27 protein-coding genes and 1 pseudogene are annotated in these 24,361 nt (G+C 47.4%); 21 read left to right on the top strand and 7 right to left on the bottom strand.

Translation table 11 applies throughout. The features are described 5' to 3' along the window. Window positions 1-145: 145 nt before the first annotated feature. The gene (locus AC50Y5_RS16010) at window positions 146-1,315 is read right to left on the bottom strand and encodes a GGDEF domain-containing protein (protein ID WP_494862017.1); all 1,170 of its coding nucleotides are present in this window, start codon (window positions 1,313-1,315) and stop codon (window positions 146-148) included. Between the two features lie 227 nt (window positions 1,316-1,542). Here AC50Y5_RS16010 and AC50Y5_RS16005 point away from each other — a divergent pair, with 227 nt between their 5' ends. Then, the gene (locus tag AC50Y5_RS16005; protein WP_056041890.1) at window positions 1,543-2,676 is read left to right on the top strand and encodes a glycosyltransferase family 4 protein; all 1,134 of its coding nucleotides are present in this window, start codon (window positions 1,543-1,545) and stop codon (window positions 2,674-2,676) included. A 55-nt stretch (window positions 2,677-2,731) separates the two neighbouring features. Here AC50Y5_RS16005 and AC50Y5_RS16000 read toward each other — a convergent pair whose 3' ends face one another. Next, entirely contained in the window at window positions 2,732-3,775 is a 1,044-nt protein-coding gene (locus AC50Y5_RS16000; RefSeq protein WP_056042087.1) for a YkvI family membrane protein, read from the bottom strand. Between the two features lie 123 nt (window positions 3,776-3,898). Here AC50Y5_RS16000 and AC50Y5_RS15995 point away from each other — a divergent pair, with 123 nt between their 5' ends. Further along, window positions 3,899-5,188, top strand: a complete 1,290-nt coding sequence (locus AC50Y5_RS15995; protein ID WP_494862014.1) for an ArsB/NhaD family transporter — start codon at window positions 3,899-3,901, stop codon at window positions 5,186-5,188. A 2-nt stretch (window positions 5,189-5,190) separates the two neighbouring features. Here the strand turns inward: AC50Y5_RS15995 and AC50Y5_RS15990 are convergent, their stop codons facing one another. Then, complete coding sequence (locus AC50Y5_RS15990) at window positions 5,191-5,904, bottom strand: hypothetical protein (protein ID WP_494862009.1); 714 nt, start codon at window positions 5,902-5,904, stop codon at window positions 5,191-5,193. Window positions 5,905-6,135: 231 nt separating this feature from the next. Between AC50Y5_RS15990 and AC50Y5_RS15985 the strand changes: the two genes are divergently transcribed. The 5 genes from AC50Y5_RS15985 to AC50Y5_RS15965 all read left to right on the top strand — a co-directional run bounded on the left by AC50Y5_RS15985 (window position 6,136) and on the right by AC50Y5_RS15965 (window position 8,460). Beyond that, entirely contained in the window at window positions 6,136-6,705 is a 570-nt protein-coding gene (locus tag AC50Y5_RS15985) for a xanthine phosphoribosyltransferase (protein ID WP_056041884.1), read from the top strand. An 82-nt stretch (window positions 6,706-6,787) separates the two neighbouring features. Continuing rightward, window positions 6,788-7,108, top strand: a complete 321-nt coding sequence (locus AC50Y5_RS15980) for a hypothetical protein (protein WP_046229684.1) — start codon at window positions 6,788-6,790, stop codon at window positions 7,106-7,108. A 111-nt stretch (window positions 7,109-7,219) separates the two neighbouring features. After that, entirely contained in the window at window positions 7,220-7,444 is a 225-nt protein-coding gene (locus AC50Y5_RS15975; protein WP_056041882.1) for a hypothetical protein, read from the top strand. Window positions 7,445-7,447: 3 nt separating this feature from the next. Continuing rightward, window positions 7,448-8,020 (top strand): xanthine phosphoribosyltransferase, encoded by a 573-nt coding sequence (locus AC50Y5_RS15970; protein ID WP_494862007.1) that lies wholly within the window; start codon window positions 7,448-7,450, stop codon window positions 8,018-8,020. A 14-nt stretch (window positions 8,021-8,034) separates the two neighbouring features. Then, window positions 8,035-8,460: an Rrf2 family transcriptional regulator gene (locus AC50Y5_RS15965; protein ID WP_099521865.1), complete on the top strand. Its 426-nt coding sequence runs from the start codon at window positions 8,035-8,037 to the stop codon at window positions 8,458-8,460. Between the two features lie 59 nt (window positions 8,461-8,519). On the opposite strand, the gene AC50Y5_RS15960 is transcribed toward AC50Y5_RS15965, so the two are convergent. Further along, window positions 8,520-8,822, bottom strand: a complete 303-nt coding sequence (locus AC50Y5_RS15960; RefSeq protein ID WP_494862005.1) for a hypothetical protein — start codon at window positions 8,820-8,822, stop codon at window positions 8,520-8,522. A gap of 177 nt (window positions 8,823-8,999) precedes the next feature. On the opposite strand from AC50Y5_RS15960, the gene AC50Y5_RS15955 reads away from it, so the two are divergent. After that, the gene (locus tag AC50Y5_RS15955; protein WP_494862003.1) at window positions 9,000-9,575 is read left to right on the top strand and encodes a GNAT family N-acetyltransferase; all 576 of its coding nucleotides are present in this window, start codon (window positions 9,000-9,002) and stop codon (window positions 9,573-9,575) included. A gap of 54 nt (window positions 9,576-9,629) precedes the next feature. Beyond that, window positions 9,630-10,166 (top strand): ClbS/DfsB family four-helix bundle protein, encoded by a 537-nt coding sequence (locus AC50Y5_RS15950; RefSeq protein WP_494862001.1) that lies wholly within the window; start codon window positions 9,630-9,632, stop codon window positions 10,164-10,166. 103 nt (window positions 10,167-10,269) lie between these two features. Here AC50Y5_RS15950 and AC50Y5_RS15945 read toward each other — a convergent pair whose 3' ends face one another. Further along, window positions 10,270-10,866, bottom strand: coding sequence for a TetR/AcrR family transcriptional regulator (locus tag AC50Y5_RS15945; protein ID WP_494861999.1), 597 nt, complete (start codon window positions 10,864-10,866; stop codon window positions 10,270-10,272). Window positions 10,867-10,963: 97 nt separating this feature from the next. Here AC50Y5_RS15945 and AC50Y5_RS15940 point away from each other — a divergent pair, with 97 nt between their 5' ends. The 5 genes from AC50Y5_RS15940 to AC50Y5_RS15920 all read left to right on the top strand — a co-directional run bounded on the left by AC50Y5_RS15940 (window position 10,964) and on the right by AC50Y5_RS15920 (window position 15,332). Further along, the gene (locus AC50Y5_RS15940; protein ID WP_494861997.1) at window positions 10,964-11,515 is read left to right on the top strand and encodes a hypothetical protein; all 552 of its coding nucleotides are present in this window, start codon (window positions 10,964-10,966) and stop codon (window positions 11,513-11,515) included. 233 nt (window positions 11,516-11,748) lie between these two features. Next, window positions 11,749-12,429 carry a response regulator transcription factor gene (locus tag AC50Y5_RS15935; protein ID WP_056041870.1) on the top strand — a complete coding sequence of 227 codons (681 nt, stop codon included), beginning with the start codon at window positions 11,749-11,751 and terminating at the stop codon, window positions 12,427-12,429. After that, window positions 12,426-14,192 (top strand): sensor histidine kinase, encoded by a 1,767-nt coding sequence (locus AC50Y5_RS15930; RefSeq protein WP_494861995.1) that lies wholly within the window; start codon window positions 12,426-12,428, stop codon window positions 14,190-14,192. Before AC50Y5_RS15935 ends, AC50Y5_RS15930 begins: the two co-directional genes overlap by 4 nt. 94 nt (window positions 14,193-14,286) lie before the next feature. Continuing rightward, the gene (locus AC50Y5_RS15925) at window positions 14,287-14,685 is read left to right on the top strand and encodes an Rrf2 family transcriptional regulator (RefSeq protein ID WP_056041866.1); all 399 of its coding nucleotides are present in this window, start codon (window positions 14,287-14,289) and stop codon (window positions 14,683-14,685) included. Window positions 14,686-14,780: 95 nt separating this feature from the next. Beyond that, window positions 14,781-15,332 (top strand): methylated-DNA--[protein]-cysteine S-methyltransferase, encoded by a 552-nt coding sequence (locus tag AC50Y5_RS15920; protein ID WP_056041863.1) that lies wholly within the window; start codon window positions 14,781-14,783, stop codon window positions 15,330-15,332. A 93-nt stretch (window positions 15,333-15,425) separates the two neighbouring features. On the opposite strand, the gene AC50Y5_RS15915 is transcribed toward AC50Y5_RS15920, so the two are convergent. Further along, window positions 15,426-16,370: a helix-turn-helix transcriptional regulator gene (locus AC50Y5_RS15915; RefSeq protein ID WP_056041862.1), complete on the bottom strand. Its 945-nt coding sequence runs from the start codon at window positions 16,368-16,370 to the stop codon at window positions 15,426-15,428. A gap of 142 nt (window positions 16,371-16,512) precedes the next feature. Between AC50Y5_RS15915 and AC50Y5_RS15910 the strand changes: the two genes are divergently transcribed. The 7 genes and pseudogenes from AC50Y5_RS15910 to pelA all read left to right on the top strand — a co-directional run bounded on the left by AC50Y5_RS15910 (window position 16,513) and on the right by pelA (window position 23,225). Continuing rightward, a complete protein-coding gene (locus tag AC50Y5_RS15910; RefSeq protein ID WP_442952561.1) occupies window positions 16,513-16,686 on the top strand; it encodes a hypothetical protein in 174 nt (57 codons plus the stop codon). 63 nt (window positions 16,687-16,749) lie between these two features. Next, window positions 16,750-17,762, top strand: a pseudogene (locus tag AC50Y5_RS15905) (MFS transporter). A 153-nt stretch (window positions 17,763-17,915) separates the two neighbouring features. Then, window positions 17,916-20,492, top strand: coding sequence for an excinuclease ABC subunit UvrA (uvrA, locus tag AC50Y5_RS15900; RefSeq protein ID WP_494861992.1), 2,577 nt, complete (start codon window positions 17,916-17,918; stop codon window positions 20,490-20,492). Beyond that, a complete protein-coding gene (locus AC50Y5_RS15895; protein ID WP_056041855.1) occupies window positions 20,458-20,778 on the top strand; it encodes a hypothetical protein in 321 nt (106 codons plus the stop codon). The genes uvrA and AC50Y5_RS15895 overlap by 35 nt, the downstream gene beginning before the upstream one ends. 21 nt (window positions 20,779-20,799) lie before the next feature. Further along, entirely contained in the window at window positions 20,800-21,405 is a 606-nt protein-coding gene (locus AC50Y5_RS15890; protein WP_494861988.1) for a pentapeptide repeat-containing protein, read from the top strand. A 210-nt stretch (window positions 21,406-21,615) separates the two neighbouring features. After that, window positions 21,616-22,107: an EVE domain-containing protein gene (locus AC50Y5_RS15885; RefSeq protein WP_494862323.1), complete on the top strand. Its 492-nt coding sequence runs from the start codon at window positions 21,616-21,618 to the stop codon at window positions 22,105-22,107. Between the two features lie 167 nt (window positions 22,108-22,274). Continuing rightward, window positions 22,275-23,225, top strand: coding sequence for a pectate lyase (gene pelA / locus AC50Y5_RS15880; RefSeq protein WP_494861982.1), 951 nt, complete (start codon window positions 22,275-22,277; stop codon window positions 23,223-23,225). Window positions 23,226-23,353: 128 nt separating this feature from the next. Here pelA and AC50Y5_RS15875 read toward each other — a convergent pair whose 3' ends face one another. Further along, entirely contained in the window at window positions 23,354-24,358 is a 1,005-nt protein-coding gene (locus AC50Y5_RS15875; RefSeq protein ID WP_056041849.1) for an alpha/beta hydrolase family protein, read from the bottom strand. Window positions 24,359-24,361 lie beyond the last annotated feature (3 nt).

The raw sequence follows: 24,361 nt of genomic DNA, 5'->3' as shown, positions 1-24,361 counted from the left end.
CGCACTTGCGAATCAGTTAAACCTCCGCAGGTTCGTCTTTGTTGATTTTAAACCAAGGCATATCATTTTGTTTCGCTACATTTCAGATTCTGAATGAACAGAATTTTAAACAAATGGCTGAAAATCATCATGAGCCGAGCTATCTCTAAAGCGACTGCTTCATAGCCGCAGAGGCGGGAGCTATGGTGACGCGGTTTTTACCGCTTTTTTTGGATGTATACATCGCTTCATCAGCGGCTTTCACCAGCTCCTGAATGTCTGCGTTTTTCTTCGCGATGCATACGCCGACGCTGATCGTTACGATCGTCTCCAGCTCTACGCGCTTGCGGATCGATTCAGCTACCCGCTCCGGCTTCACCTTGTCGAGGGTAATGCAGGTGAGCAGCTCTTCGCCGCCATATCTTCCGGCCGTTCCAATTCCCGCCGATTCCTCTTTCAAAATTTCCGACACCTGCTTCAGCACAATATCCGCCTTATGATGGCCTTGCGTATCATTAAGCTGCTTGAAGTTGTCAATGTCGCAGAAAATAACGGCCACGCCTTTGCCGCGCTTCATCAGCTGGCCCGCCTTCATATTGAAAGTGCGGCGATTATACAGCCCCGTCAAACCATCGGTAATCGACGATTGATAGGTTGCAATAAGACGCTCAATAACCCAATCAAACAACAGCAGAAACAGCTGGACAAAATAGACGACTGACAGCAAATAGGTGAAAATTTGCATCCCTGGCATCGTGCCGTGAAAAGCGTACGCATCAGCCAAATGAGCGAGCTCATAGACGAAATAGGTGACGAGGCTGGCGAAATATTTCGTATTCATATCGATACCCTTCGTATCGAGCAAAACCAGAAACGTAACGATCAGGGCGTAAAAATCAAGGCCGATAAAGTTGCCTGCTCTGCTTGAGGCAGCCTCTGCTCCAGTGAAGGACATATACGTAATGTGCAGCCCAGCGATCACAAAAGTGAGAACGAGCATGACGACAAAAGGCGTCACTTTCAGGCGGGTTCCCCGATGAGTATATAATTTCATGAAAACAAGGTTTATAATGATAAAAGAAATGATTTGCAATGTTGTAGCCAGCAGATGAATCCACGGCGGAATAGCGGTGCCTGCATAAGCAAGCATGGCCAGCAGCGCCTGATGAATCATGAAGAAGGGCAGCGTTGCATTGAGCAGCCCATACGTTCGATTGTTCTTGTAGCTGGCGCTAAGGCGCACAGACATGAATAACATAAGAATAAGGATGAGAATAACGCATGAAGATGCGAGCAGTTGACCATTAGGTCCTGCTAACCAGGAAAGGATTGTCATTGTAAGACCACCATATGCTCAAAATATAAAAATTAAAAAAATAATTGCGCTTGTCAACATTCGTCTTGTTTACAGAAACATATGTTCTACTATATCATGTTTGATGGCAGATGAACAACGCCAATATAAGTAGTATCGGCATCGTTGCCCAAAATGTGTAATCCGTTGCAAGCAATCGAATACGGGTAATTGAGGCTTTGAGCGCAAATTTGGAGGAGATTGAAGTTATGAACATCTTACAAGCTTTATTTTTCCCGCCGGAGCAGCCGGGTGGTGTTTCTTCCATGATTCCCTATATTCAGGACCGCTTTCAGCAAATGGGATGGGAAATGGAGCTATTCTCGATTCCGAAGCGAGTAAGAGGAAAAGGGCAGGAGGAAGTGGTATTCGAAACATTCGATTACCATGCTTTCGAAGGGGATCCGCTTGTCGATAAATATATTCAAACGTACCGCGATTACGTCTGGTGGACGAAGCTGCGGCTGAAGAAGTCCTATGATATTATTCATGCGCATCATCCGATTGCGGCGCTGGTTATGAAGCAGCTTTATCCAGACACGCCCGTCATGATGACGATTCACTCCAGCTATGAACGCGAGCTAATATTGAATGGCAAAATCGAAGAGAATGGCAAGGTGCATCAATTTTTGACCGCTATTTACGGCGAGCTGGAAGCGCGTGTTGACAAGCTGCTGACGGTGTCGGAATCATTCCGCACGTATATTTCTCCTTATGTGTTGGACGCAGCAGCGATTAAGGTCATTCCGAACGGATTTGATGAGAAGCGCTTTAAGCCGATTGCCCATGAAAATGAAGTTCCACAGCTCATTACCGTATGCCGCCTAGTACCGGCCAAAGGCATTGACATTCTTCTTCATGGCTGTGCCGAGCTGAAGCGCAGGGGTCATCCCTTCGTCCTGCATATTATTGGAGATGGGCCGATTCGCCTTGAGCTGGAGCAGCTTGCAGTCGAGCTGGATTTATATGACGATATTATTTTTTACGGTTACATGCTGCATCCCGAGGAATTTATGCCGTTTTTTGATATTTTCGTGCTGCCTTCGCGGGCGGAGGCGTTCGGTTCCGTATTTGCCGAGGCCGCGCTCTGCTGGTTGGCGCTTGTCGGAACGAATGTCGGGGGCATTTCGGAGCAAATTGATGATGGCGTCAATGGATTGCTCGTACCGCCAGAGGACCCGATTGCACTTGCTGAGGCGCTGGAGAAGCTGGTTACGGATTCCTCTTATCGCTACAACTTGGCGCGTTCAGGCTGGGATAAAGCAAAGCAGGTTTATTCGCTGACGCGGGTTATTGCACAGTTGAAAAAAGTGTACGTCAATACGCTGCGTCAAGCGGAATAATCAAATGCTGTCATTTCGGAGTGGGCTGGAGCAGAAGGCCAAGGGCAGAAGCTGCCTAAGCCTCGCTCCGGTCCATTCGCTTGCGGATAATTAAATACAGCCAGCCGAGACTGATCAGCCCGAATATCGGGTAAAGAGTGGATAGAAGCGGCCCGAATCCGATCTGGCTTGCCATATAGCAGAACAGCAGGATGATCGTTGTAATAATGGAACGTGACCATTTCAGCCGCTCTTGCAGCTGGAGGGTAAGGCCGTAAATGTCGGCGATCAGGGTGGTGAAAATTTCGGCGAAAATCAGGAATACATAAATAAATTGCACGCTTTGCCCAAGCTGCTTGGCGATGCCTCCCATTGGAATGGCATATTGCTGAATGCCAGGCATATGTACGGACAAGGCAATATGGCCGGCAAGAAGCATGAAGCCAATGCCAATGCCGCCGAGCCAAGAGCCGATGATGATCACTTTACGGTCGCGGATTTCGGCTCCGAGCGGGACAAGTACCGCTTGGGACATCGACAGGTTGAAGGCGGCATACAGGAAAGGCGCAGCCCATGCTGCCCAGATCGAATGATCGCTGGCAAGCGAGATAAAGCGCCCGGCGCCTGGCGTATTGAATGTATCAATAATAATGAGGACGGTAAACAGCAGCATGACGGGAACGACGATCGCATTGACCATCAAAATCGACTTCATCCCTTTGCGCAGCAGGAAATAACAGCCGACAATCGTAATGAGCAGGCCGGTTTGATAAGAGATATTCCAGTTTTCATAAAAAATCGTTCCGGCTCCAGCTAGCATAACTGCGGTAACGCCGAGCAAAATAACGAACATAAAGTGGCTGATCCAACGGCCATATTGCTCGCCAAACAACGCTTTATTCAGATCTTCATACGATTTGGCGCGAATATCGCTGGCAATTAGCATCATTTTGGTACCAAGCCATATGAAGAGGAAGGTCGCTAAAGCGATCGTCAGCGTCCCCCAATAGCCGAAACGGGTGAAAAATTGTAAAATTTCCTGCCCTGTCGCAAAGCCGGCTCCAACAACAGTACCCATATAGGTAGATGCAATTTGCAGCACCTTACCTGTTCGTTTCATTATCATGATTTGCCCTTCCCCCGTTTCCGAACTCTTCTGCACATGCTTTATAGAAGGTATGTCCAAAACGGGACGGGCATGACTGCAAGTTCATCTGACTAAAGGCAGGTTGGCATAAAGGCTATGACTATGATTATTTCCATTATCGTATTTATTATCACGCTGGCGCTTATACTGGTGAAGCCAAAAGGCATGAATGAAGCTTTAATTGCGCTTGCCGGAGCTATTATTTTATTTGTTTTACAGCTGCTAAAGCTGGAGGATGTCGTATACATCTGGGGATTTGTGTGGAATGCGACGTTTTCCTTGATTGGCATTATGATTTTTACGTCTTTGCTGGATCAAAATGGCTTTTTCCGCTGGGCGGCGCTTCATATTGTCCATCGCTTTAACCAACTGCCGCTGCTGTTGTTTACGATGCTGTCGCTGCTCGCTGCGGGAATTACGATTTTTTTCAACAACGATGGAACGATTTTGATTATGGTGCCGATTGTGCTCGAAGTAACCGCGCTGCTGAAGCTGTCCCGTAAAGGAAGGCTCGCCTACTTGCTCGGAATCGGGCTGATGGCAGACACAGCAAGCGCTCCCCTGATGATGAGCAACTTGACGAATATTTTGACGGCCGATTTTTTTCGTATTCCCTTTGATCAATATGCCTCGCAAATGCTGCTGCCTGGACTTGCGGCAATTGGCGCGACCATTGCAGTTACTTTAACTTATTTCGGCCGGATCATCAAAAATGACAAGAGCAGGGGCGACATGCCAAAGGTATTTCCGCAGCCTGCAACCGTGCTGGGCCATGTTACGCTGTTCAGGCTTTCCTGGGTCATTATCATCATCATGATGGCCGGTTATTTGATGTCGGAGCATTTCGGGCTCCCAGCTTGTGTGATTGCGCTTGGTTGTGCGGGGCTCCATTGGGTGGCGTCGGCTATTTTTAAACAAGTGGATGCCAAACAGACGGTGCTGCGGGCACCGTGGCTCATTATCGTATTTGCGCTGGCGATGAATTTGGTTGTGTACAGTTTGCATGTGCATGGGGCTGTTGCGTGGTTTCCGGACTTGATTGCTGCGGCTTCCAGCGGCTCGCCAATGGCTGGCATATTTGGTTCGGGACTATTGTTTGCGCTGCTGGCGGCAGCTATTAACAACCTGCCCGCGGTTCTCATTTCGTCGCTTGCGATTACTCAGGTGAATGGGGCAGATTATTTGCCTTACGCCAGCCTGCTAGGAACGGCGATTGGGGCGAAGCTTACGCCCATCGGTTCGCTTGCTACGCTGCTGTGGCTGCAACTGCTGAGTCAGGGCGGCGTAAAGGTTTCATGGCGGGAGTATACGAAATATGGGCTGCTGTTTACGTTTCCGATTTTGCTCGTTGCTTTACTCATGCTGTGGTTGACCGGGGATTACTAAAGCTAGCTGCGGGCAAGCAGCTTGATGGACACGATCTCGCTTAAATCGGGATCAAGATCGAGCTTGAGCAGCGTCTTTGTTCCCTCGTATGCGATAATAAAGCCGCTTTGTGACGTAGGTTTGCCAAGCGCCTTAACGGCTGTTTTGGAATGGTCGCCGATTTTAACGCCACTCAGTCCGGTTTTTACTTTTTTATCATACACTTCGATGTATTGAATCGTATTTTTGTCACTCAGGCCAACAGCGAAGCCATCATATTCGTGGACTTCAATTTTAACCTGATTTTCTTCCTCCAGCGTGTAGGAATCGAGAGCAGTGCCAAAAAGCTTCGTCATGGCTGCTTTGGAATCGCCGATTGCAAGGCCGAGAAGTGCCGGCTTGGCGGCATTCCATTTTCCTTCTTCCGTTGTTTTGGCTGGTGTTGTTTTATTGCTCGACAAGCCGTTTGCAGCATTCACTTCGGTACTGGCGTCTACATGATCTTCAATCGCCTGATTTTGCACAGGGCTTTGCTGTTGCTCCAGAACGTTTTCCAAATAGGTTTTTTGCGGGCTGTCCGACTGAGTGAGCAGCTGGTCGGCCGTCAAGGGAGTACTTGCGCTTTGAGCCGTTTCGCTTGGCCCGGCCATGCTTTGACAGCCAGCTGTTGCAACGGCAATGGCTATAACTGCGGCATGTTTTGCAAGTCGATAAGGTGATTTCTTCATGTTCGTCACTTTGCAGCGCTCCTCGCTTGTCATCATTGGATGATGCTTTTATTCTACTATAAGGTAAAACGGATGATATTGGGAAAAAGTTTCTGTTAAAGGGCAAAAAAGTTGGGGAAACGACCCATTAATTCCTATGGGCGGAAACGAGGAGGCAAGTTATGCGTTTCTTATTGCGCTGCTGGCTATACCTATGGTAAGTTATCCAAAAGGAATTTTTGGTGGGGGGAATGGCATACGATGGATATTTTAAAACAACGAATTTTGGAACAGGCTTCGGTACTGTCAACGGATGTGCTTAGGCTGGATTCTATTATCAACCACCAGGTCGATCCTGCATTAACGATGGAAATGGGCCATGAGTTTGCAAACCGCTTCGCTGGGGAGCAAATTACGAAGGTCATCACAATAGAGTCTTCAGGCATCCCGTCTGCTTTTGCAGCTGCTTATGTGCTTGGTGTACCGCTTGTTTTTGCAAGACGCAAAAAGACGCTAATCGCAGATAATGACGCTTATTGTGAGCGTGTCCCTTCGTTTACGAAAGGGATGGTTACCGATATTATGGTATCCAAGCAATATTTGACAAGCGAAGACCGGGTGCTGTTTATTGATGATATTATTGCCAATGGCGATGCAGCACGAGGACTTCTCAAAATTATTGAGCGCTCTGGCGCAAAGCTTGTGGGCATGGGTGTTGTCGTGGAAAAATCGTTTCAGGCAGGCTCGCGCACGCTGCGTGAGCAAGGGGTTCGCGTGGAATCGCTCGTTAGCATCTCGTCGCTTGAAGGCGGCCAAATTACATTTGAGTAAGATGTTCCAGAACAATTGCTCTTTCCCCGCAAGTGAAATTGGCTTATAATAAAACGTAAGTGATCGAGGGGAGGCAGAAATAATGGGAAATTGGTCAGCAGAATTCATGGATGTCAAATTATCCGATGCGAAAAATCATTTTGAGCGTGCATTAGATTGCAAACATACGGAATTTGATGATTTGTACCCTTATATGATTGAGCATCCGCAATTTTTCTGGTACAAAAGATATGTAGCATGGTCAGAGCTGCTTACGATCGTGAAGCTGTTTGAAGAGCTGGATCTGGAATGGCGTGAGCCGTTTAGCGAGCGTCAAGCCGAGTACATTGGTAAGCGTGTCATGTCCTCGCGCGTATTGGATGAGTGGTATGAAACGAATGATTCCAAGGAACATGTTGGCTAAGGCATACGCAGATCAATAGCATATATCAGCCTCAATAAACGGTTCTACAGTTTATTGAGGTTTTTTTTCACCATATACGGGAGTACGGCTTGAGGGGAGGAGTGTTCGTGCATGGTTAGTGAGGAATTGCTGGATCAGTTCCGAATAAGCGGCGAGAAAGTGCGCGTTGTCCGCGATGGGCTGGAGATGAATGACGTCATTGGCATCGTCGTAGCTTGGGATGATGCTTCCGTCGTCATTCGCAGAGCAAACAGGCGGGTCGTCAAGCTGAGCAGGACGTATTTGTATGAACCGGCCTCTCAGGAACGTGGCAGCATTTTGGAAGGGGAAGTATGACGGATGGAGCTTTTGAAGCAGAAGATTAGAGAAGAGGGCATCGTGCTAGGCGAGCAGGTGCTTAAAGTAGATTCGTTTTTGAATCACCAGATTGATCCGAAATTGATGTTTGCCATTGGGGAGCATCTTGCAGAGCTGTTTGCTGCTGCGGGTGTGACGAAGGTGTTAACGATTGAATCATCAGGAATTGCGCCTGCCGTCATGGCGGCAATGAAGCTGGACGTTCCGCTGATTTTTGCCCGGAAACGCAAGTCATTGACGCTTCAAGATGATTTATACACGCATAAGGTATATTCCTTTACGAAGCAGGAGGAGAGCGAGGTTAGCGTTGCCCGCAAGTTTGTACAGGCGGACGATGTGTTTCTCGTCATCGATGATTTCCTGGCAAATGGGGAGGCGGCACTTGGCATGGCGCGCATCGTAGAGCAAGCTGGAGCCAAAGTTGCAGGAATCGGCATCGTCATTGAAAAGTCTTTCCAACCGGGCAGAGAACGATTGCTTGAGCTGGGATACCGAGTGGAGTCGCTGGCAAGAATTGCTTCACTTTCGAATGGACAGGTTGCATTTGTCGAATAGAAAGCAGGGTGGTCATCGTGACTAGCAATCGGTTTGCAGTAGCCATACACATCATGAGCCTGCTGGATTTGGATAAGGACGAGCGTTTGACGTCCGACCATATTGCAGGCAGTGTGAATACAAACCCGGTTGTCATTCGCCGCATCATCGGCATGCTGGCGAAAGCGGGTCTTGTACAGACTAGTCCGGGAGTGGCTGGAGCGAGCATTACCCGTCCGCTGGACGAAATTTCGCTGCTCGATATTTATCGGGCAGTTCAATCGCAGACGCAGGAGGAATTGTTTGCGATTCATGACAAGCCGAATCCGGCTTGTCCGACTGGACGAAACATCCAGTCGTCGCTCGAAGAGGTGTTTGCTGAAGCGCAGCAGGCGATGGAGGATAAGCTTGCATCCATACGGCTGTCGCAGGTAACACAGAGTATTGCGAGTAAAATTTAACAAACAAGAAGAGCTGGGCCTTCATAGGCCCAGCTCTTCTTGTTTGTATTTGCTTCAGCTCAAGGGAGCAAAGGAGCATGGCGATTAACGGTTGCCGCCAGTGCGGTTGCCGCCAGTGCGGTTGCCGCCAGTGCGGTTGCCGCCAGTGCGGTTGCCGCCAGTGCGGTTGCCGCCAGTGCGGTTGCCGCCAGTGCGGTTGCCGCCAGTACGGTTGCCGCCAGTACGGTTGCCGCCAGTGCGGTTGCCGCCAGTACGGTTGCCGCCAGTACGGTTGCCGCCAGTACGGTTGCCGCCAGTACGGTTACCTTCAGAACGGTGTGAACTTTCGATGTTAGGCATATGCATTCCCCTTTCCACTTCATAAGATAATATATGAAGCGAACCTAGTGTTTGTAACGAGACAATTGATTGTTTTATAGATTAATAGGCTCATAAAGGAATAGAGGGGAAAGCTGGCGAAAATAGGCTGGTAAAATAATGGAATCGCCGTTATACTATAAAAAATTTATTTCCTTAACCTTCAGGAGGTGCTGTATGAAATGAGCGAAAATCCAATTTTAATTTCTTTCCCTGAATCGTTTGAAACCGAGCGCTTGCTCATTCGGGCTCCGCAGTGGGGGGACGGTGTTTTTAGCAATGAGGCTATTGTTGAAAGCCTGGAGCAGTTGAAGCCGTGGATGCCATTTGTGCAAACCATGCCTACTGTAGAGCAATCGGAAGCTTATGTAAGGAAGGCTCGGTTGAATTTTTTGGAGCGTACCGATTTGCCCCTGCATTTGTTTGATAAGCAGACGGGTGAATTTGTCGGCAGCAGCGGATTGCACCGATTTGACTGGGATGTGCGGAGGTTTGAAATCGGCTATTGGCTGAGAACGTCGCGTTCCGGCCAAGGTTTGATGACGGAGGCGGTAAATGGAATTACCACCTTTGCCATTCAGGAGCTGAATGCCAGCCGAATCGAAATTCGCTGTAATGAGATGAACCACGCCAGTGCGCGGGTAGCGGAGCGGGCCGGTTTTACGCTGGAGGGCATTTTGCGAAAGTCCGCCCGTGAGCAGACAGGCGAGCTTGCTAATACTTGTGTTTATGCGAAGGTGAAAGGGTATGAATATTAATTCATCATTGTACACGGATGTGATATAACCGAAATGATAAAGAGGGGTGTTATTATGGCGAGCTATGAATATACATCCAAAAAAGAGCTGTTGGAAGTTATCCACTCCAATTATTTACTGCTCGACAAGGAGTTTGATGAAATCAGCAATGATCAAAAGGATGACAGAATACCGGACGTGGATAAAACGCCTGCTGAAATAATCGCTTACCAACTGGGCTGGCTTGGTCTAGTTATGGGCTGGGATAGGGATGAGGAAGCAGGGCGCCGTGTCATTATGCCAACTCCAGATCATAAATGGAACCAGCTCGGTAACCTGTACCAATCTTTTTACGAGAGGTACGGTACATATTCCCTATCTGAGCTTAGAGACTTATTTCGGAAAGAGGAGCAGCGCTGGCTGGAATGGATTGACACATTAACCGAGGACGAGCTTTTTATACAAGGCGCTCGCCACTGGACGGGTAGTAAGGAAAACTGGCCGATGGCCCGGTGGATTCATATTAATTCGGCGGCTCCATTTAAATCATTCCGTGCGAAAATAAGGAAATGGAAAAAATATAATATAAAGCATAAATCATTAACTCCATAGTAAATGATACATATGGAAGCCATTAAATAAGCCGGATCAACGGCATAGCTTATTTAATGGCTTCCAACTGACCAGCTCCTATTTTTTGAAAACATCCAGATGTTCAAGGGATTTTCATCAGTGTATCGAGATGCTGGATAACGATGCTTTTCATCCTTTCCTTGCTGAATCGCTGTGGATAGGTGACGCCATGCACGACAAGTCCGTCCACTAGGGCATGAAGCCTTGCCGTTTCGTATTCGGCATCTATATTTGCTATCGTTACGCCTTGCTGGATAAGATGCTCTAACGACCTTCTTAGGCCGTTGTATATTTCCTCATAGGTGCTGAGGCTTATCGCTCGTATCGCTTCGCTTACGGACGCTCTTCCTGCGAAGGCGAGCCAAATTTGCGCTTCTTGCATACTCACTTCCTCCAGCGGCATCAGCTCCCAGATGATCAGCTCCATATCGTGGCGGACCATTCCGGTAAAGGGCAGCGCTTGTATACGCTCATTGACACGCTGTGAAACAAGCTGCATGGAAAAGACCAGCAGCTCGTCCTGCGAAACAAAATAATGTCTAATGGATCCGAGCGACATGGCCATCTCGTCGGCAACGCGGCGCACGGAGACGCTGTCCAGCCCTTCCCTAACGATAATGCGCCATACGGCTTCGGCAATTTCTTCTTTTCGTTTATTGTGATCAACTATTTTTGGCATGAGTGTATTATAGCGCAGTTGTTTTTTTAATACAATTGAGCTATAATAACAACGGTATTTAAATAATACATTCGTACTAAAAAAGGCGGAGGATACAATGGCCGTGTTTATTATTGGCTGTGAAATGGCTTTCTGGGTGTTTGTGCTGGCTGGTCTAATTAGCCGCTATATGCTGCGCGCCCCTAAGCTAGGAGCGTTTCTGCTGTACTGCACCCCTGTCATCGATCTGGTGCTGCTTGCCGCTACAGTTATTCACCTTCGTGGCGGGGCAGAGGCGAGCTTCGTTCACGGGCTGGCTGCCATATATATCGGCTGTTCGATCGCATATGGGCATTCGATGATCCGTTGGGCAGATGTGCAGTTTGCCCATCGCTTTGCCGGAGGCCTTGCACCACAGAAGAAAGCGAAAACGGGTGAAGAGCATGCCCGCAATGAGCGGTTAGGCTGGCTTCGCCATCTCGCTGCTTGGGCTATTGGATGTGCAGTGTTGTATGGCATGATTATAATGGTTAACGAGCCGCCCCAGACAGTGGCTTTAAGGCAAGTCATGGAGTGGTGGACATGGGTGCTCGGCATTGATTTTGTGATCAGCTTCAGCTATACGATCTGGCCAAGAAAGGCTAAAGCAGCTAATGAGAAAGCCAGTTGACTAGCAAGTAGGTTAATGGTGTACAAAAAGAACGAAGCGAAGGCGCTTCTTCCCTTTGGAAGAGCAGCTATGCTTCGTTCTTTTTGCTATATGGTTATGCAGCACGACCTATCTCCTCAAACTAGATTGGGTATAATAGATAAGATCGATCTGCTCTGAGCGGATTGGGCACATAAAAGCCATAGTCGATTGTTAAAGTAAGGATCATTATGGATAGAAGAGGAACTCAAATAATGAATAAAACGTTATTGCTAGTTGAAGACGAAAGCTTGATTCGGGAAGTGATAGCCGATTATTTCAAGATGAGCGGCTGGCGCGTATTTGAGGCGGAAAATGGCAAGGAAGCGCTGCTTTGGCTGGGCACTGTGCAGCCCGATCTGATCATTCTCGACATTATGATGCCGCAATTGGATGGCTTCGAGGTATGCCGGCAGGTACGGAGCAGCTTGGCTATTCCGATTATTTTATTGACGGCTAAATCAAGCGATGAAGATAAAATTATGGGGTTTGAGCTAGGTGCCGACGATTATGTGACGAAGCCCTTCAGTCCTAAGGTGCTGCTGGCGCGAGCAGCCGCCTTAATGAAACGGGTGGAGGGCAGCGTCGTGCTGCAGCCGAATATATTGAAATTTGGCGATGCGATGCTTAATTTGACCGCTCACCGTTTGGATGTAAGCGGCGCCGAGGTGGTGCTCGCGCCTAAAGAATACGATTTGTTATTGTTTTTAATTAAAAATAAAGGGATTGTTTTGCGCAGAGACGTCATTTTGAACCAAATTTGGGGGATGGATTTTGAAGGGGATTCCCGTGTCGTTGATTCCCATATTAAGAAGCTCCGGAGCAAGCTCGGCTTTGAGGCCCGGCATATTCGCACCGTTATTGGTACGGGTTATAAATTTGAGGAGGAGCCATGAAGAAGCGGGGAGTTACTTTTAAGCTGTTCATTATGACCGTTGTCTTTTTTCTTTGTTTTTACGGCATGGTCATCCTCTGTCAGCTGCTGCTGTTTGATCAATTTTATGAAAATCAGAAAATAAGCGGCAATGAAAAGCAGCTGGCGAAATTTGCCCAAAACTATGCCCAGACCGGCTGGAGCTCCAGCAAAACGTCTAATGAAGCTGCCCGTTTTATGCTTCAAAATAAAATCCAGCTCGCCATTTTAACGCTGGACGGCAAAGTGAGAATGGATGATCCTTATCACATTACATTAAAAACGGATGATCAAAGCTTGTATGTTGTTCCCTTGTCCTTGTTCTTGAATAGCTACGAAACGGAATTCCGGGCAGCCGGCATTCAGTCGGGGAATGTTGTAACGGTGGAAGGGGAGATGGAGCCTGGGGCAGAATCGATGAATCAGGTGCTTTATCCGTTAAGCATTCACAAAACGGGCCGCCCAAGTGTAGGCTACACCTCCAATGTGACGATCGGAGGCGAGTATAAGAAGGTTTCCGGCATCGTCACCGAACTGATCCAACCCGTTTCGAGGACGTATACGACGCGGCAAGGCATTTTGCTGGATGCGATCAGCGAGTGGTTCCCACTCAGTCAGGAGCGGAAGGAAAAGCTCGAAAACATGGAGGTTGTAGAGGAAAAGTGGACGCAAACATGGTCAGGTGTTCGCAATTCGATCATGATTTATCCCGTTGAGCAGCAATCGGGGGAAGTGGATTTGCTGTTTTCCGTCACCTCTCTGCAGGAAATCGGCGAAACGAATGAAGCTTTGCGTTGGTTTTACGTCTATTTAGGTGTAGGTGGATTTATCCTCATCATCATTTTATCGTTCTTTTTTTCAAAAATGGTTACCCGTCCGCTCATTTCGATGAACAATGCAGCCAAAAGGATGGTGCAGCTCGATTTCAGCGTGCATGAGCCAATTCGGCAAAACGATGAGCTGGGAAGCTTATCAAGCAGCCTCCATACCCTTTCACGCAGCTTGGACACTGCACTAGGAGATCTGAAGAAGGCCAATCAGCAGCTTGTAAAAGATATTGCGGAAAAGCAAAGGATGGAACAGGCTCAGCAGGAATTTTTCGCAAATGCTTCTCATGAGCTGAAAACGCCGCTTAGTATTGTGAAAAGCTTCAGCGAAGGGCTGCAGGATGGCGTAGGAGCGGGAAAGCAGGATCACTATTTAAAGGTGATTGTAGAGGAAGCGCAGAACATGGAAATGCTTGTGGAGGACATGCTCAATTTGGCCACGCTGCAATCCGATACGTTCAAGCTGCGTAAAAGCACATTTATGCTTAGCGAGCTGCTTGAGGAAGTGACGGGAAACTATGTCCATATGCTGCAAGCTAAGCAGCTTGAGGCTACCGTCATGACGAGCAATGAGCTCCCGCTGCATGCCGACGCGAGGTGGATGAAGCATGTGCTATCAAATTTCATAGGCAATGCGATTCAGCACGCGCAGGAAAACAGCGCCATTACGATTCAGATTGAGGGCAGAGGGAGCAGGCTGATTTTCTCCATAGAAAATGTTGGCGATACGATTCCCGAGGAAAAGCTGGAGCAAATATGGCAGCGTTTTTACCGCGTCGAAAGCTCGCGCAATCGGCGAACAGGAGGCACGGGACTGGGACTCTCTATTGTGAAACGGATCTTGGAGCTCCATGAAAGTGAGTACCAGGTTGAAAATACCGAGAAGGGCGTGAAATTCACGGTCATTTTTAAAGGCTGATGCCCGCTTTGTAGTCACCCGGCAAGCTTGACTAGCTAAGCTAATAACCGCTAATATAGATAAATGAAGTCTTGTATTGAGGGGAATGACCCGCATGAAATATTCAAAAGCTACTAACTATGCTCTTCATACGATGCTGTTTCTTGTGGCGACCAGCCCGGATAAGCCAGTTGGGGTTCAGCAGTTGGCAGAGAGGCAGCAAGTATCGCCTACCTATTTGTCCAAAATATTGACCAAGCTCGTTAAAGCGGGCATGATTGAATCCGCTTCAGGCGCCAACGGAGGCTACAAGCTAAAGCGTAATTGGGAACAAATATCGTTTCTGGATATTATTCATGCCATCGAAGGCACGGCCTCCTTGTTTGATTGCTCGCTGAATCATAGTTCCACTTGTTTAATTCAACAAGTGATGGTGTCAGCTGAGGGGAAGATGGAGGAGCATCTAAGAAATCAAACGATATTTGAGCTTGCTCAAAAAATGCCGGAACATTAGCATAGACGGATGCCCATAGACTGGACGCTTGGAGTAGAAGCGTCCAGTCTATGGGTTTCTTTTTCATAACATTCGCTAGGAAAGGACGAGGGCTGATGAGAACGGATATGATGTGGATGGAGCTGGAGCTTGCCAAGCAAAGGTGGTTATTGCTTGCAACCGAGCGGGGGCTGTGCCGTGTAGTATTCCCACATGAGGAGCTGGAAGGCTGGCGCAATTGGATGAACAAAGCAGCGCCCGGCAAGGAGCCGCGGGAAGATGCAGAGGCGATTAGACGGACAGGCATTGTGGAATGGCTGGAGCGTTATTTTGCCGGGGAACGCAGCTCCTTTGCTGAAATACCGCTCGATTTAATCGGGACGGCCTTTCAACAGCAAGTATGGACCGCGCTTGGTCAGGTGCCTTATGGTGAGACTCGAACCTATGGCGATATTGCGGCTGCCATCGGACGGCCTACGGCAGTACGGGCTGTCGGTGCTGCGAATGGCGCCAACCCGATTCCGATTTTGCTGCCCTGCCACCGAATTGTTGGGGCGGACCGCAAGCTGACTGGCTTTCGCGGAGGTCTGGAGATGAAGCGCAAGCTGCTGGAGCTGGAGCGCATTGAAGGCATAGCAGACGGTGGGCATGCAAGATTTCAATTTTAGCGTGAAGCTTGGACACTCGTATTTCGTCCAAGCTTCACGCTTTTTTTGCTTAAGGTTTATTAGGTTATGCCGCTTTCAAAAGCTGTTACAAGCTTATTTCTCATGGTCCACCTGCGGGAATGCACGCAGCTTGTAAGTATCCACTAAATGATTAATTCTCTTAATAAGCTCTAAACGCACATGTTCAGGCTCCAGGCACTCGCATTTATCGCCAAAGCCAAGTAAATAACCGTATCCAAGGTCATTTTCATTGAATGGAAAGGAAACGACAAAATTATTTCCTCCATGAGGCTCGACGTTTTGCTCCCCGCAGTACTCCACCATAAAGTCGCGAAGCGACTCATCAATTAGAAGCTTAATGGTAATCGTATGTTTTTCAGCCATTTCGAATAGCTCTGGCCCAATTTCCCTAGGCACAAAGCTTTCATTAAGAGGTTTAAGAGCTGAAATGCGAGATAATTTAAATGTGCGAAAATCCTGTTTGGCCATACAATAGCCCTGTAAATACCAGTTTGAATTTTTCAGTACCAAACGGTAGGGCTCGATTTTTCTCAGCGTCCGCTTGCTGTTATGGTCAGAATATTTAAACGACAATAGCTTCTTCTCATGAATCGCATTTTTCATTTCCTCGAAATTCGGCTTTACGTTACGGTTGCCTAGCCAGGGCGTATGGTCAATAGAAATTTGACTTTCAAAATCCTTCATTTGCTCTTCGGAAACGAGCCCCTTTACTTTCGCAATCGTAGTTAAAATTTCTTCACTGGACATTGAAGCTTGAATGCTGTTAAGCCCAATTAATAAGGCCGTTATATCCGAAACGGTAAATAGCTTTTTTTCTATTTTGTAGGCTTCCATAATGCCAATACCGCCATGAACACCCGGATAAGAAATAATGGGAATGCCGGCTCTATTTATCGCTTCTATATCTCGGAAAATCGTGCGAGGAGTGACTTCAAACATTTTGGCAAGGGTAGAAGTACTGACCTTATTACGCTCAAGCAGCAGCATAACGATGGATAATAGTCGATCAATCTTCAAGGGATTCATCCTTATTTTTTATTTTTTTTTGCGAAAAAAACTATGACATACTGTTGTCATAATTCTATATGATAACTTTAATTATGTCGATGGACATAAACGAACAAATCCAAATTTATAAGGGATATGGAGGTATTAAAAGATGAAATTAATGGTAACCGGAGCAACGGGTCAGCTTGGATCATTGATCGTCGAATCATTGCTGCAGCTAGTTCCTGCAAATAGCTTGGCTGTAATCGAGAGTGACGACCCGCCAAAGCTGCTTGGCCGTCGCATGATTCCGCTCCATGAAGTGATCCGCAAGCTGATTTCCTAGATAAAGATAAAAATAATGTATCGTGTATTTATAAACAGGAGTATGAGCAATTTGCAAGCAGGCATGACAATAGGACAACAACAAGCAAATCCAAGCATCAAATTAATTCCGATCGTCATTTCGTTGATATTGGCTGGCTTTGTTGGAGCCTTTAACGAAACGGCGCTTAATATTTTTAACCGCGGTCATCTTTTCCGTTATTGGTGCTGGTATTGGGGGAATTTCAGGCAGCTTTGAGGTGCTGATGACAGCCCGTATTTTCCAGGCGATCGGAACAGGACTTCTGCTCCCGCTTATGTTCAATACGGTGCTTATTATATTTCCGCCCCATAAGCGTGGCTTTGCCATGGGACTTGTGACACTCGTATTTACGGCTGCACCTGCTGTAGGTCCAACCGTCTCCGGATTGATGATTGCCCATTTAAGCTGGCACTGGATTTTCTGGCTATCCCTCGTTCTTATGCTAATTGCATCGCTTGTTGGGTTCATATATATGCAAAATGTATCTGCCAATACCAAACCGCGCATCTTTCACTCGTATTGTTCGTCATTCGGCAATTGATGATGAAGCAGCCATTAATGAATTTAAGAGCATTCAAGCACCCGATGTTTGTTGTTTTGGCCGTCTGTTCGACCAATTCGGCCCTCGATGGCACGTGATACCGGGCATCCTTTTAGCGGCGGTTACGATTTGGTTCTTCTCGGCTGTAACGGCTGTATCCACGATTGCGTTCATTGTCATGCTGCATATTTGTCTCATGATCGGTGTTTTATTAGTGTGGATGCCAGCCCAGACGAATGGGATGAATCAGCTACCTCGCCATATGCATCCGGATGGAACAGCGATTATGAATACGCTCATCCAGATTGCAGGCGCGATTGGCATGGCTGTAGCGGTTAGCGTCATGACATCCGGTGCCAATCACTATATGCAAAATGCAGCTGGGGAAAGCGGTTCGACATTTACACCAGCCGCGCTTACGGCAGGCGTTCAGGATGCCTTTGTGTTTGTCCTATTCGTTGCAGTCGCAGGGGCCATCGTTGGACTGTTTATTAAACGTGTAAAAGCTGCCTAGTTCATTCGAGATATAAATGATATAGAGACTTAATCAACGGATATCCAGCTTTAGAGAGCTATCCGTTGATTTTTTTCATGAACAGACGCCGCAGGCGGAAAACGGTTATTTGAGCTTTTTACAACCTGCTTGAGTCATTTAGGAGGTTAGCAGATGGACCATTTTATACAGGTTAGTGGTGCGCGGGAAAATAATTTAAAAAACATTAGTATTCAAATTCCCCGTGATCAAATCGTCGTATTTACTGGAGTGAGCGGCTCTGGCAAATCCAGCTTGGCGTTTGATACCCTTTATGCGGAGGGCCAAAAACGTTATGTAGAGTCATTATCTGCGTATGCCCGGCATTTTTTGGGACAAGTCGGCAAGCCGGATGTTGACGCCATAGAAGGGCTTTCGCCAGCGATTGCCATTCAGCAAAAAACGACCTCCAACAACCCGCGTTCTACCGTCGGGACACTTACGGAAATTTATGATTATTTGCGTTTGCTGTGGGCCAGAGTCGGAACGCCGCATTGCCCCGTTTGCAACGATGAAATTAGCCGGCAATCTGTTGATGAAATCGTTGATCAAATTTATAGTTTGCCGCAAGGAACGAGGTTTGCAGTGCTTGCCCCTATCGTGCGAAAGCAAAAAGGCGAGCACCGTAAAATACTGGAGCACGCCAAGGCTAGCGGTTATGCGCGTGTCCGGGTGGACGGCTCCTTTTATCAGCTGGATGATGATATTCCATTTCATAAAAACGAGAAGCATACGGTGGAAATTGTCGTTGACCGGCTTACGGTGAAAGCAGATGATGCACAGCGGCTGACCGATTCCCTTGAAACCGCGTTTTCGCTAGCTGGTGATATCGTCCTTATTTATCAGTATGACAGCGGGGAAGAGACTTCCTTCTCACAAAGCTACAGCTGTCCACGCTGCGAGGTGTCATTAGCCGAGTTAACGCCACGCATGTTTTCATTCAATAACCAAGAAGGGGCATGCCGGACCTGCTCCGGGCTAGGCTTTCAAGTCAAAGCGGCCTCTTTTAAGGGAGCTGCTGGGATGCAGCAGGAGGCTGTGGATGAAACGCTTGCGCCGCCATGCCCAGATTGCCACGGAGACCGTCTTGCGCCCATGCTGCTTGCTGTCTCGGTTGGCGGTATGAACATCGCTGAATTTTGCAGGTTATCTGTTTCTGCTGCCCTTGATTTTATTGCGAATTTGAGGCTGCCTGGAACGAAGGCGGCGATTGCTGAATTGATCGTTGCGGAAATTGGTTCCCGGCTTCAGTTTATGAACAATGTAGGCTTGGAATATTTACAGCTTTCAAGGACATCTGGCACTCTTTCCGGGGGTGAGAGCCAGCGCATTAGATTAGCTTCGCAAATCGGTTCGGGCTTAACGGGCGTATTATATATTTTAGACGAGCCCTCCATTGGCCTTCATCAACGAGACAATGCGCGACTGTTGTCGGCATTAGGGGACATGCGTGAAATGGGGAATACGCTCATTGTTGTTGAGCATGATGAAGAAACAATCAGACAGGCAGATTGGATTGTAGATATTGGGCCCGGCGCCGGGAAAAATGGCGGTTATGTTGTTGCGCAAGGAACGCTTGACGATATTGCGAAGGAGCCAAGCTCGGTAACTGGCCAATATTTATCTCGCAAAAAACAAATTGCCGTCCCGGAATACAGGCGTAAAGGCAATGGAAAAGCTTTAACGATTATCGGCGCAGCAGAAAATAATTTGAAAGCTATTGATGTTTCCATCCCACTGGGCACCTTTACATGTGTGACGGGGGTTTCGGGTTCTGGAAAATCAAGCTTAATCAATGAAATCGTCTATAAAAGGCTGGCTGCGGAGCTCAACCATGCCCACATGAGTGCGGGAAATCATCAGCAAATGCAAGGAATCGATTTTTTAGATAAAATCATTAACATTGACCAAAGCCCGATAGGGCGTACCCCGCGCTCCAATCCGGCTACGTACACCGGACTTTTTGACCAAATTAGATCTCTTTACGCCCTGACAAATGAAGCGAAAGTTCGTGGCTACGGCCCGGGAAGATTTTCGTTCAATATATCGGGGGGCCGCTGTGAGGCATGTGCCGGCGACGGAATGATGAAGCTGGAGATGCATTTTCTTCCTAGCGTATTTGTAGCCTGTGATGTATGCAAAGGGAAGCGATACAATCGTGAAACGCTGGAGGTTCACTATAAAGGTAAAAGCATTGCGGAAGTGTTAGAAATGACAGCGGATGAAGCGGTCACATTTTTCGGCAACGTTCCTAAAATTCGTAAAAAGATCGAAGCGCTTTGCAAGGTAGGACTGGGGTATGTGCAGCTGGGACAATCCTCCACGACGTTGTCAGGAGGGGAAGCACAGCGAGTGAAGCTTGCAGCAGAGCTGCAGAAGCCGGCTACAGGCTCAACCCTATATGTTATGGATGAACCTACGACAGGGCTGCATGTGGCGGATGTGCATCAACTGGTTCATATAGTACATGCACTCGTCGATGGCGGGAATACGATAGTTGTTATTGAGCACAATTTGGATTTGATTAAAAACGCAGATTATATCATCGATTTAGGCCCCGAAGGTGGTACACATGGCGGCAGTATCGTTTGCACAGGTACCCCAGAGGAGGTAGCCGATTGCGAAGCGAGCTACACCGGCCAATATTTGCGAGCTGAGCTGAAAGGAAACGAATCCAATGAATATGATGGATCAACCGGTTACCCATATTAAATTTGGTATTGGGCGTGTAGTAGGCAAGGAAGACGGGAAAATAAACGTTTTATTTTCAAATGCAATTGGGGAAAAATCATTCCAATATCCGGAAGCTTTTGCTCAATTTCTGCAAATGAACAATTCTGATCTCCAAAACTTTATTATATCGGAATATCAATCGAAGCAAGAAAAGCTGCTCAGAGAAGAGGCGGATCAATTGGCTGCTGTACTAGCTGAGCGAAAAACGCCAGAAAAATCAACAAAGTCATCGAAGAAAAAGGCAGAATCCAAAAAGAAGCAATAAAATAGGGCAGGAGGGTTATTTTTGTACCAATACAAGGAGCAGTCTTATAATGAGGTTCGGTTTGATGGACGTGATTTGCGTTATGGCGAATTATTTCGCTGTACGTTTACTAAATGCACATTTACGAATACTTCCATGGAGGAAGTAGTTACGACTAACTGTCGTTTTGTCGAATGCAGCTTTCGCGGAACATCCTTAAACGGCTCCGTTCATACGGGGACAGCCTTCGAAAATTGTAATTTCAACGATGCAAACCTATTTGTTTCCATATTCAACGCTTGCAAAATGACAGGCTCCGACTTTTCGAGTGCCCAAATGGACGGAATTACGATTGCTCAAGGAGATTGGGCTTACACGAACTTAAGGCATGCCCGATTTTCAAAACAAGATTTAAGAGGCGTTCGTTTTTTGGAGGCTGACTTTACGGATGCTAATTTGGAGAAGGCGGATTTAAGAGATGCCGATCTGACCCGAATTTCTTTAAGCAAAGCTAGACTTAAAGGAGCCGATTTAAGAGGGGCCAAGCTGGATGGAATTGATTTAAAGGGCCTTGATTTGAAGGGGGTGCGTATGGATAGCGAACAGGCGGTTATTTTTTTGCGATCCTATGGAGCCATCATCAATTAATTTGAAGGAAATGGACGAGCTAGAGAAGGTGATCAACACTACTGACAACCTGTTGTCAGTAGTGTTTTTGTATAGTTAGCTTAATAAAAGGCCGAGGAGAGAGCAAATATGTTACGAAATGAAGCGTATGATGCGAAAGCCGTAATGAGGAAGTTAGAGCAATTGGCGCAAAGGGGACACACTCAGCAGCCGGCGCAGCTTGCATTGTCCATGGAGCAAAATAGTTTAGCCGCAGTAGCAAGCGATTCGCTAGAGCAGCGCCGCTATTGGATAGGCGTCGTCTCGGAAGCGCATGTGCGGAACGGTGTGGAGGAGGGCGTTGCCCAGCTTTGCAACGGCAAGGAAGCTGCGTTGAAGCGGATGCGGGCGGGAGATTGGCTCATTTATTATTCGCCGCGGACGGAGATGAACGGAGGAGAATCGCTGCAGGCGTTTACCGCCATTGGGCAGATGATGGATGACCGGATTTATCCGCATCAAATGACGGAATCGTTCATTCCCTTTCGGCGGGCCGTTCGCTTTCTGCCTTGCCGGACCGTGAAAATCGCGGGTCTGTTGGACGATTTGACGTTTACGAGTGGCAAGCGCAACTGGGGCTACTGCTTCCGCTTCGGACAATTTAAAATTAGCGAGGAGGATTTTTTGAAGATTGCCATAAAAATGCTAGGGGAAAGCATAGAGGAAGAACTGCACGCTTTATAGGTGTAAAGCGAAAATCATATAACGCCATGTTTAGACATACTTCTACATTGGACGACAATTTTTTACAAGGATATTATTGACAAATTTATAAGGTCTAAGTATAATTCGAAAGGTAATTATGAGACAAAAATTACAACTATTTGAAAATTAGGAGAGTGAATTGTTCCATGAAAAAAAGTACGGTATCCGTAGCTCTAGCTTTTACTATGCTGCTCTCGGCTCCAGCAGTGCTGCTGCAGCCAGCTGCAACCGTTATGGCGGCAGATGCGTCGGGTACGACAGCAAGCATCTCGAATGTGCTGAAGAACCAGCAAAGTGACGGAGGGTGGAGAAAAGATTACGGACAGAGCAGCGGCGAATGGGCTAAATCTACGATTGATAATAAGGCAACTTATTCGGAGATTCGCAGATTAGCTAGTGAGTATAAGAAAACGAAGGACAGCAAATATTCCGCAGCGGCGATCAAGGGCATTAATTTCCTGATCAATATGCAATATGCCAATGGCGGTTTCCCGCAAGTGTATCAAAGCTCCGGCTATCATAAACATATTACTTATAATGATAATGCGATGATTAATGTGCTGATTTTGCTGGATGAGGTTGCGAACAAGAAAGGCGATTTCTCCTTTATCGACAGCACTTTGGCTAGCAAAAGCAAGCAAGCGGTGGACAAAGGAGTAGACTGCATCCTGAAATCACAGGTTACAGTCAATGGTAAATTGACGGCATGGGGACAGCAGCATGATTCCAGCACGCTGAAGCCAGCCGGAGCTAGAATCTATGAAGTGCCGTCTCTCACCGCTCAGGAGAGTGTAAACATTGTAAAATTTCTAAAAACAAGAGCATCCGATGCTAAAATCGCTGCGGCCATCAAGGGCGCTGAAGACTGGTTCAAAGCGTCGCAGATTACGGGAATCCGGGTCGAGAAGAAGAGCGGCGATGTCGTTGTCATTAGCGATCCAAATATGAAGACGCCGATCTGGGCACGCTTTTACGAAATAGGCAGCAACAAGCCGATTTTTGTAGGCCGGGACGGCATAGTGAAGTACAAGCTTAGCGACATCGAGAAAGAAAGAAGAACAGGCTATGCCTGGTATGGCAACTGGCCGGCTAAGTAATGGTGCAATTGCCTTTGTCATAGGAATAGGGATAGGGATAGGGATAGGAACCAGCCGCGAGATTGCGCAGCTGGTTCCTATTTTTACTGCAGCATCCTTTTGGTTTCGTTCCTGACATTCAGATCAAGTCAGGGAAGCTGTTTTATAAAAAGCTCGATTTGATTCATATATTCGCTGACGGTTATTTTTCTTGGCGCAAACAGACTAATAAAAGTTGCTTTAAGCTCCGAATCTGCCGTGCTCGTGCTCAGCATCGAATGCTCTGTATTCGGGAAGACCGCGACAGTGAGCAGCGAAGGGGCCACGCCCTCGCGGTACACCTGTTCAGTCTCTTTTACATCTATGTGAATATCGTCCTCTCCGAGCAGCAGAAGCACGGGTGAACGGAAATTAGCCAGATCGCCAGCGGCGTCAGATAAAAAGTTTTTGCTCACAAATGCCCATCTTTCCTGTGACATCATTTCGCCTTGATGAGCTGTTTTTACATATTTCTCGTACGGGGCTTTGTTTTTTAACAGCGCATTGACTTGTTGCTCATATGCTAGCCGGGCTGTAATATCGTCCTCTGAGTACCCTTCCTTTTTCATTTGTTCGCGCGTATTATATTGACCCTGAGACAGCCAATTGATGGCAGGGGATACCAAAATGCTGAAAGCAAGCTGTTCTTCCCCTGCAAGCTTTGGGATGACCCATCCGGCTTGGCTGGCACCCCATGCACCGATTCTTGTATGATCAATCATGGGCTGTGTTCTGGCCCACGCTAAAGCTTGCTGCGCCTCTTCTACCCGGTCATCGATGCTCTGATCGAGCCAGTTGCCGGCAGAGCCGTCAATTCCCCGCTTATTGAGGGACAAAGAAGCGTAGCCGTGGGCAGCAAGCCGCTCCCAAAGCGGCTTGTATCCGTCATTATGAGAGGCATTAATCGGGCCGTCACCATGCACGAACAATACAAGCCCAAGCTTTCCCGAAGCGTGTTTGGGCATGGCGAGTATGCCTGTTAATTGGCCTTCGGGGCTGGGAATCTGGATCGTTTGCTCTACAATGTCAAAGCTATTTTGCTGCAATACATAGAAAGTCGAACTGCCTATAATCAATAAAATAACGATAAGGACAATGCCCATTTTCTTTTTCATAGC

The sequence above is a fragment of the Paenibacillus sp. JT22N7 genome, from assembly GCF_059383875.1.
Note: the sequence above shows the minus strand (reverse complement) of the source record. Positions and strands in the feature narration are given on the sequence as shown.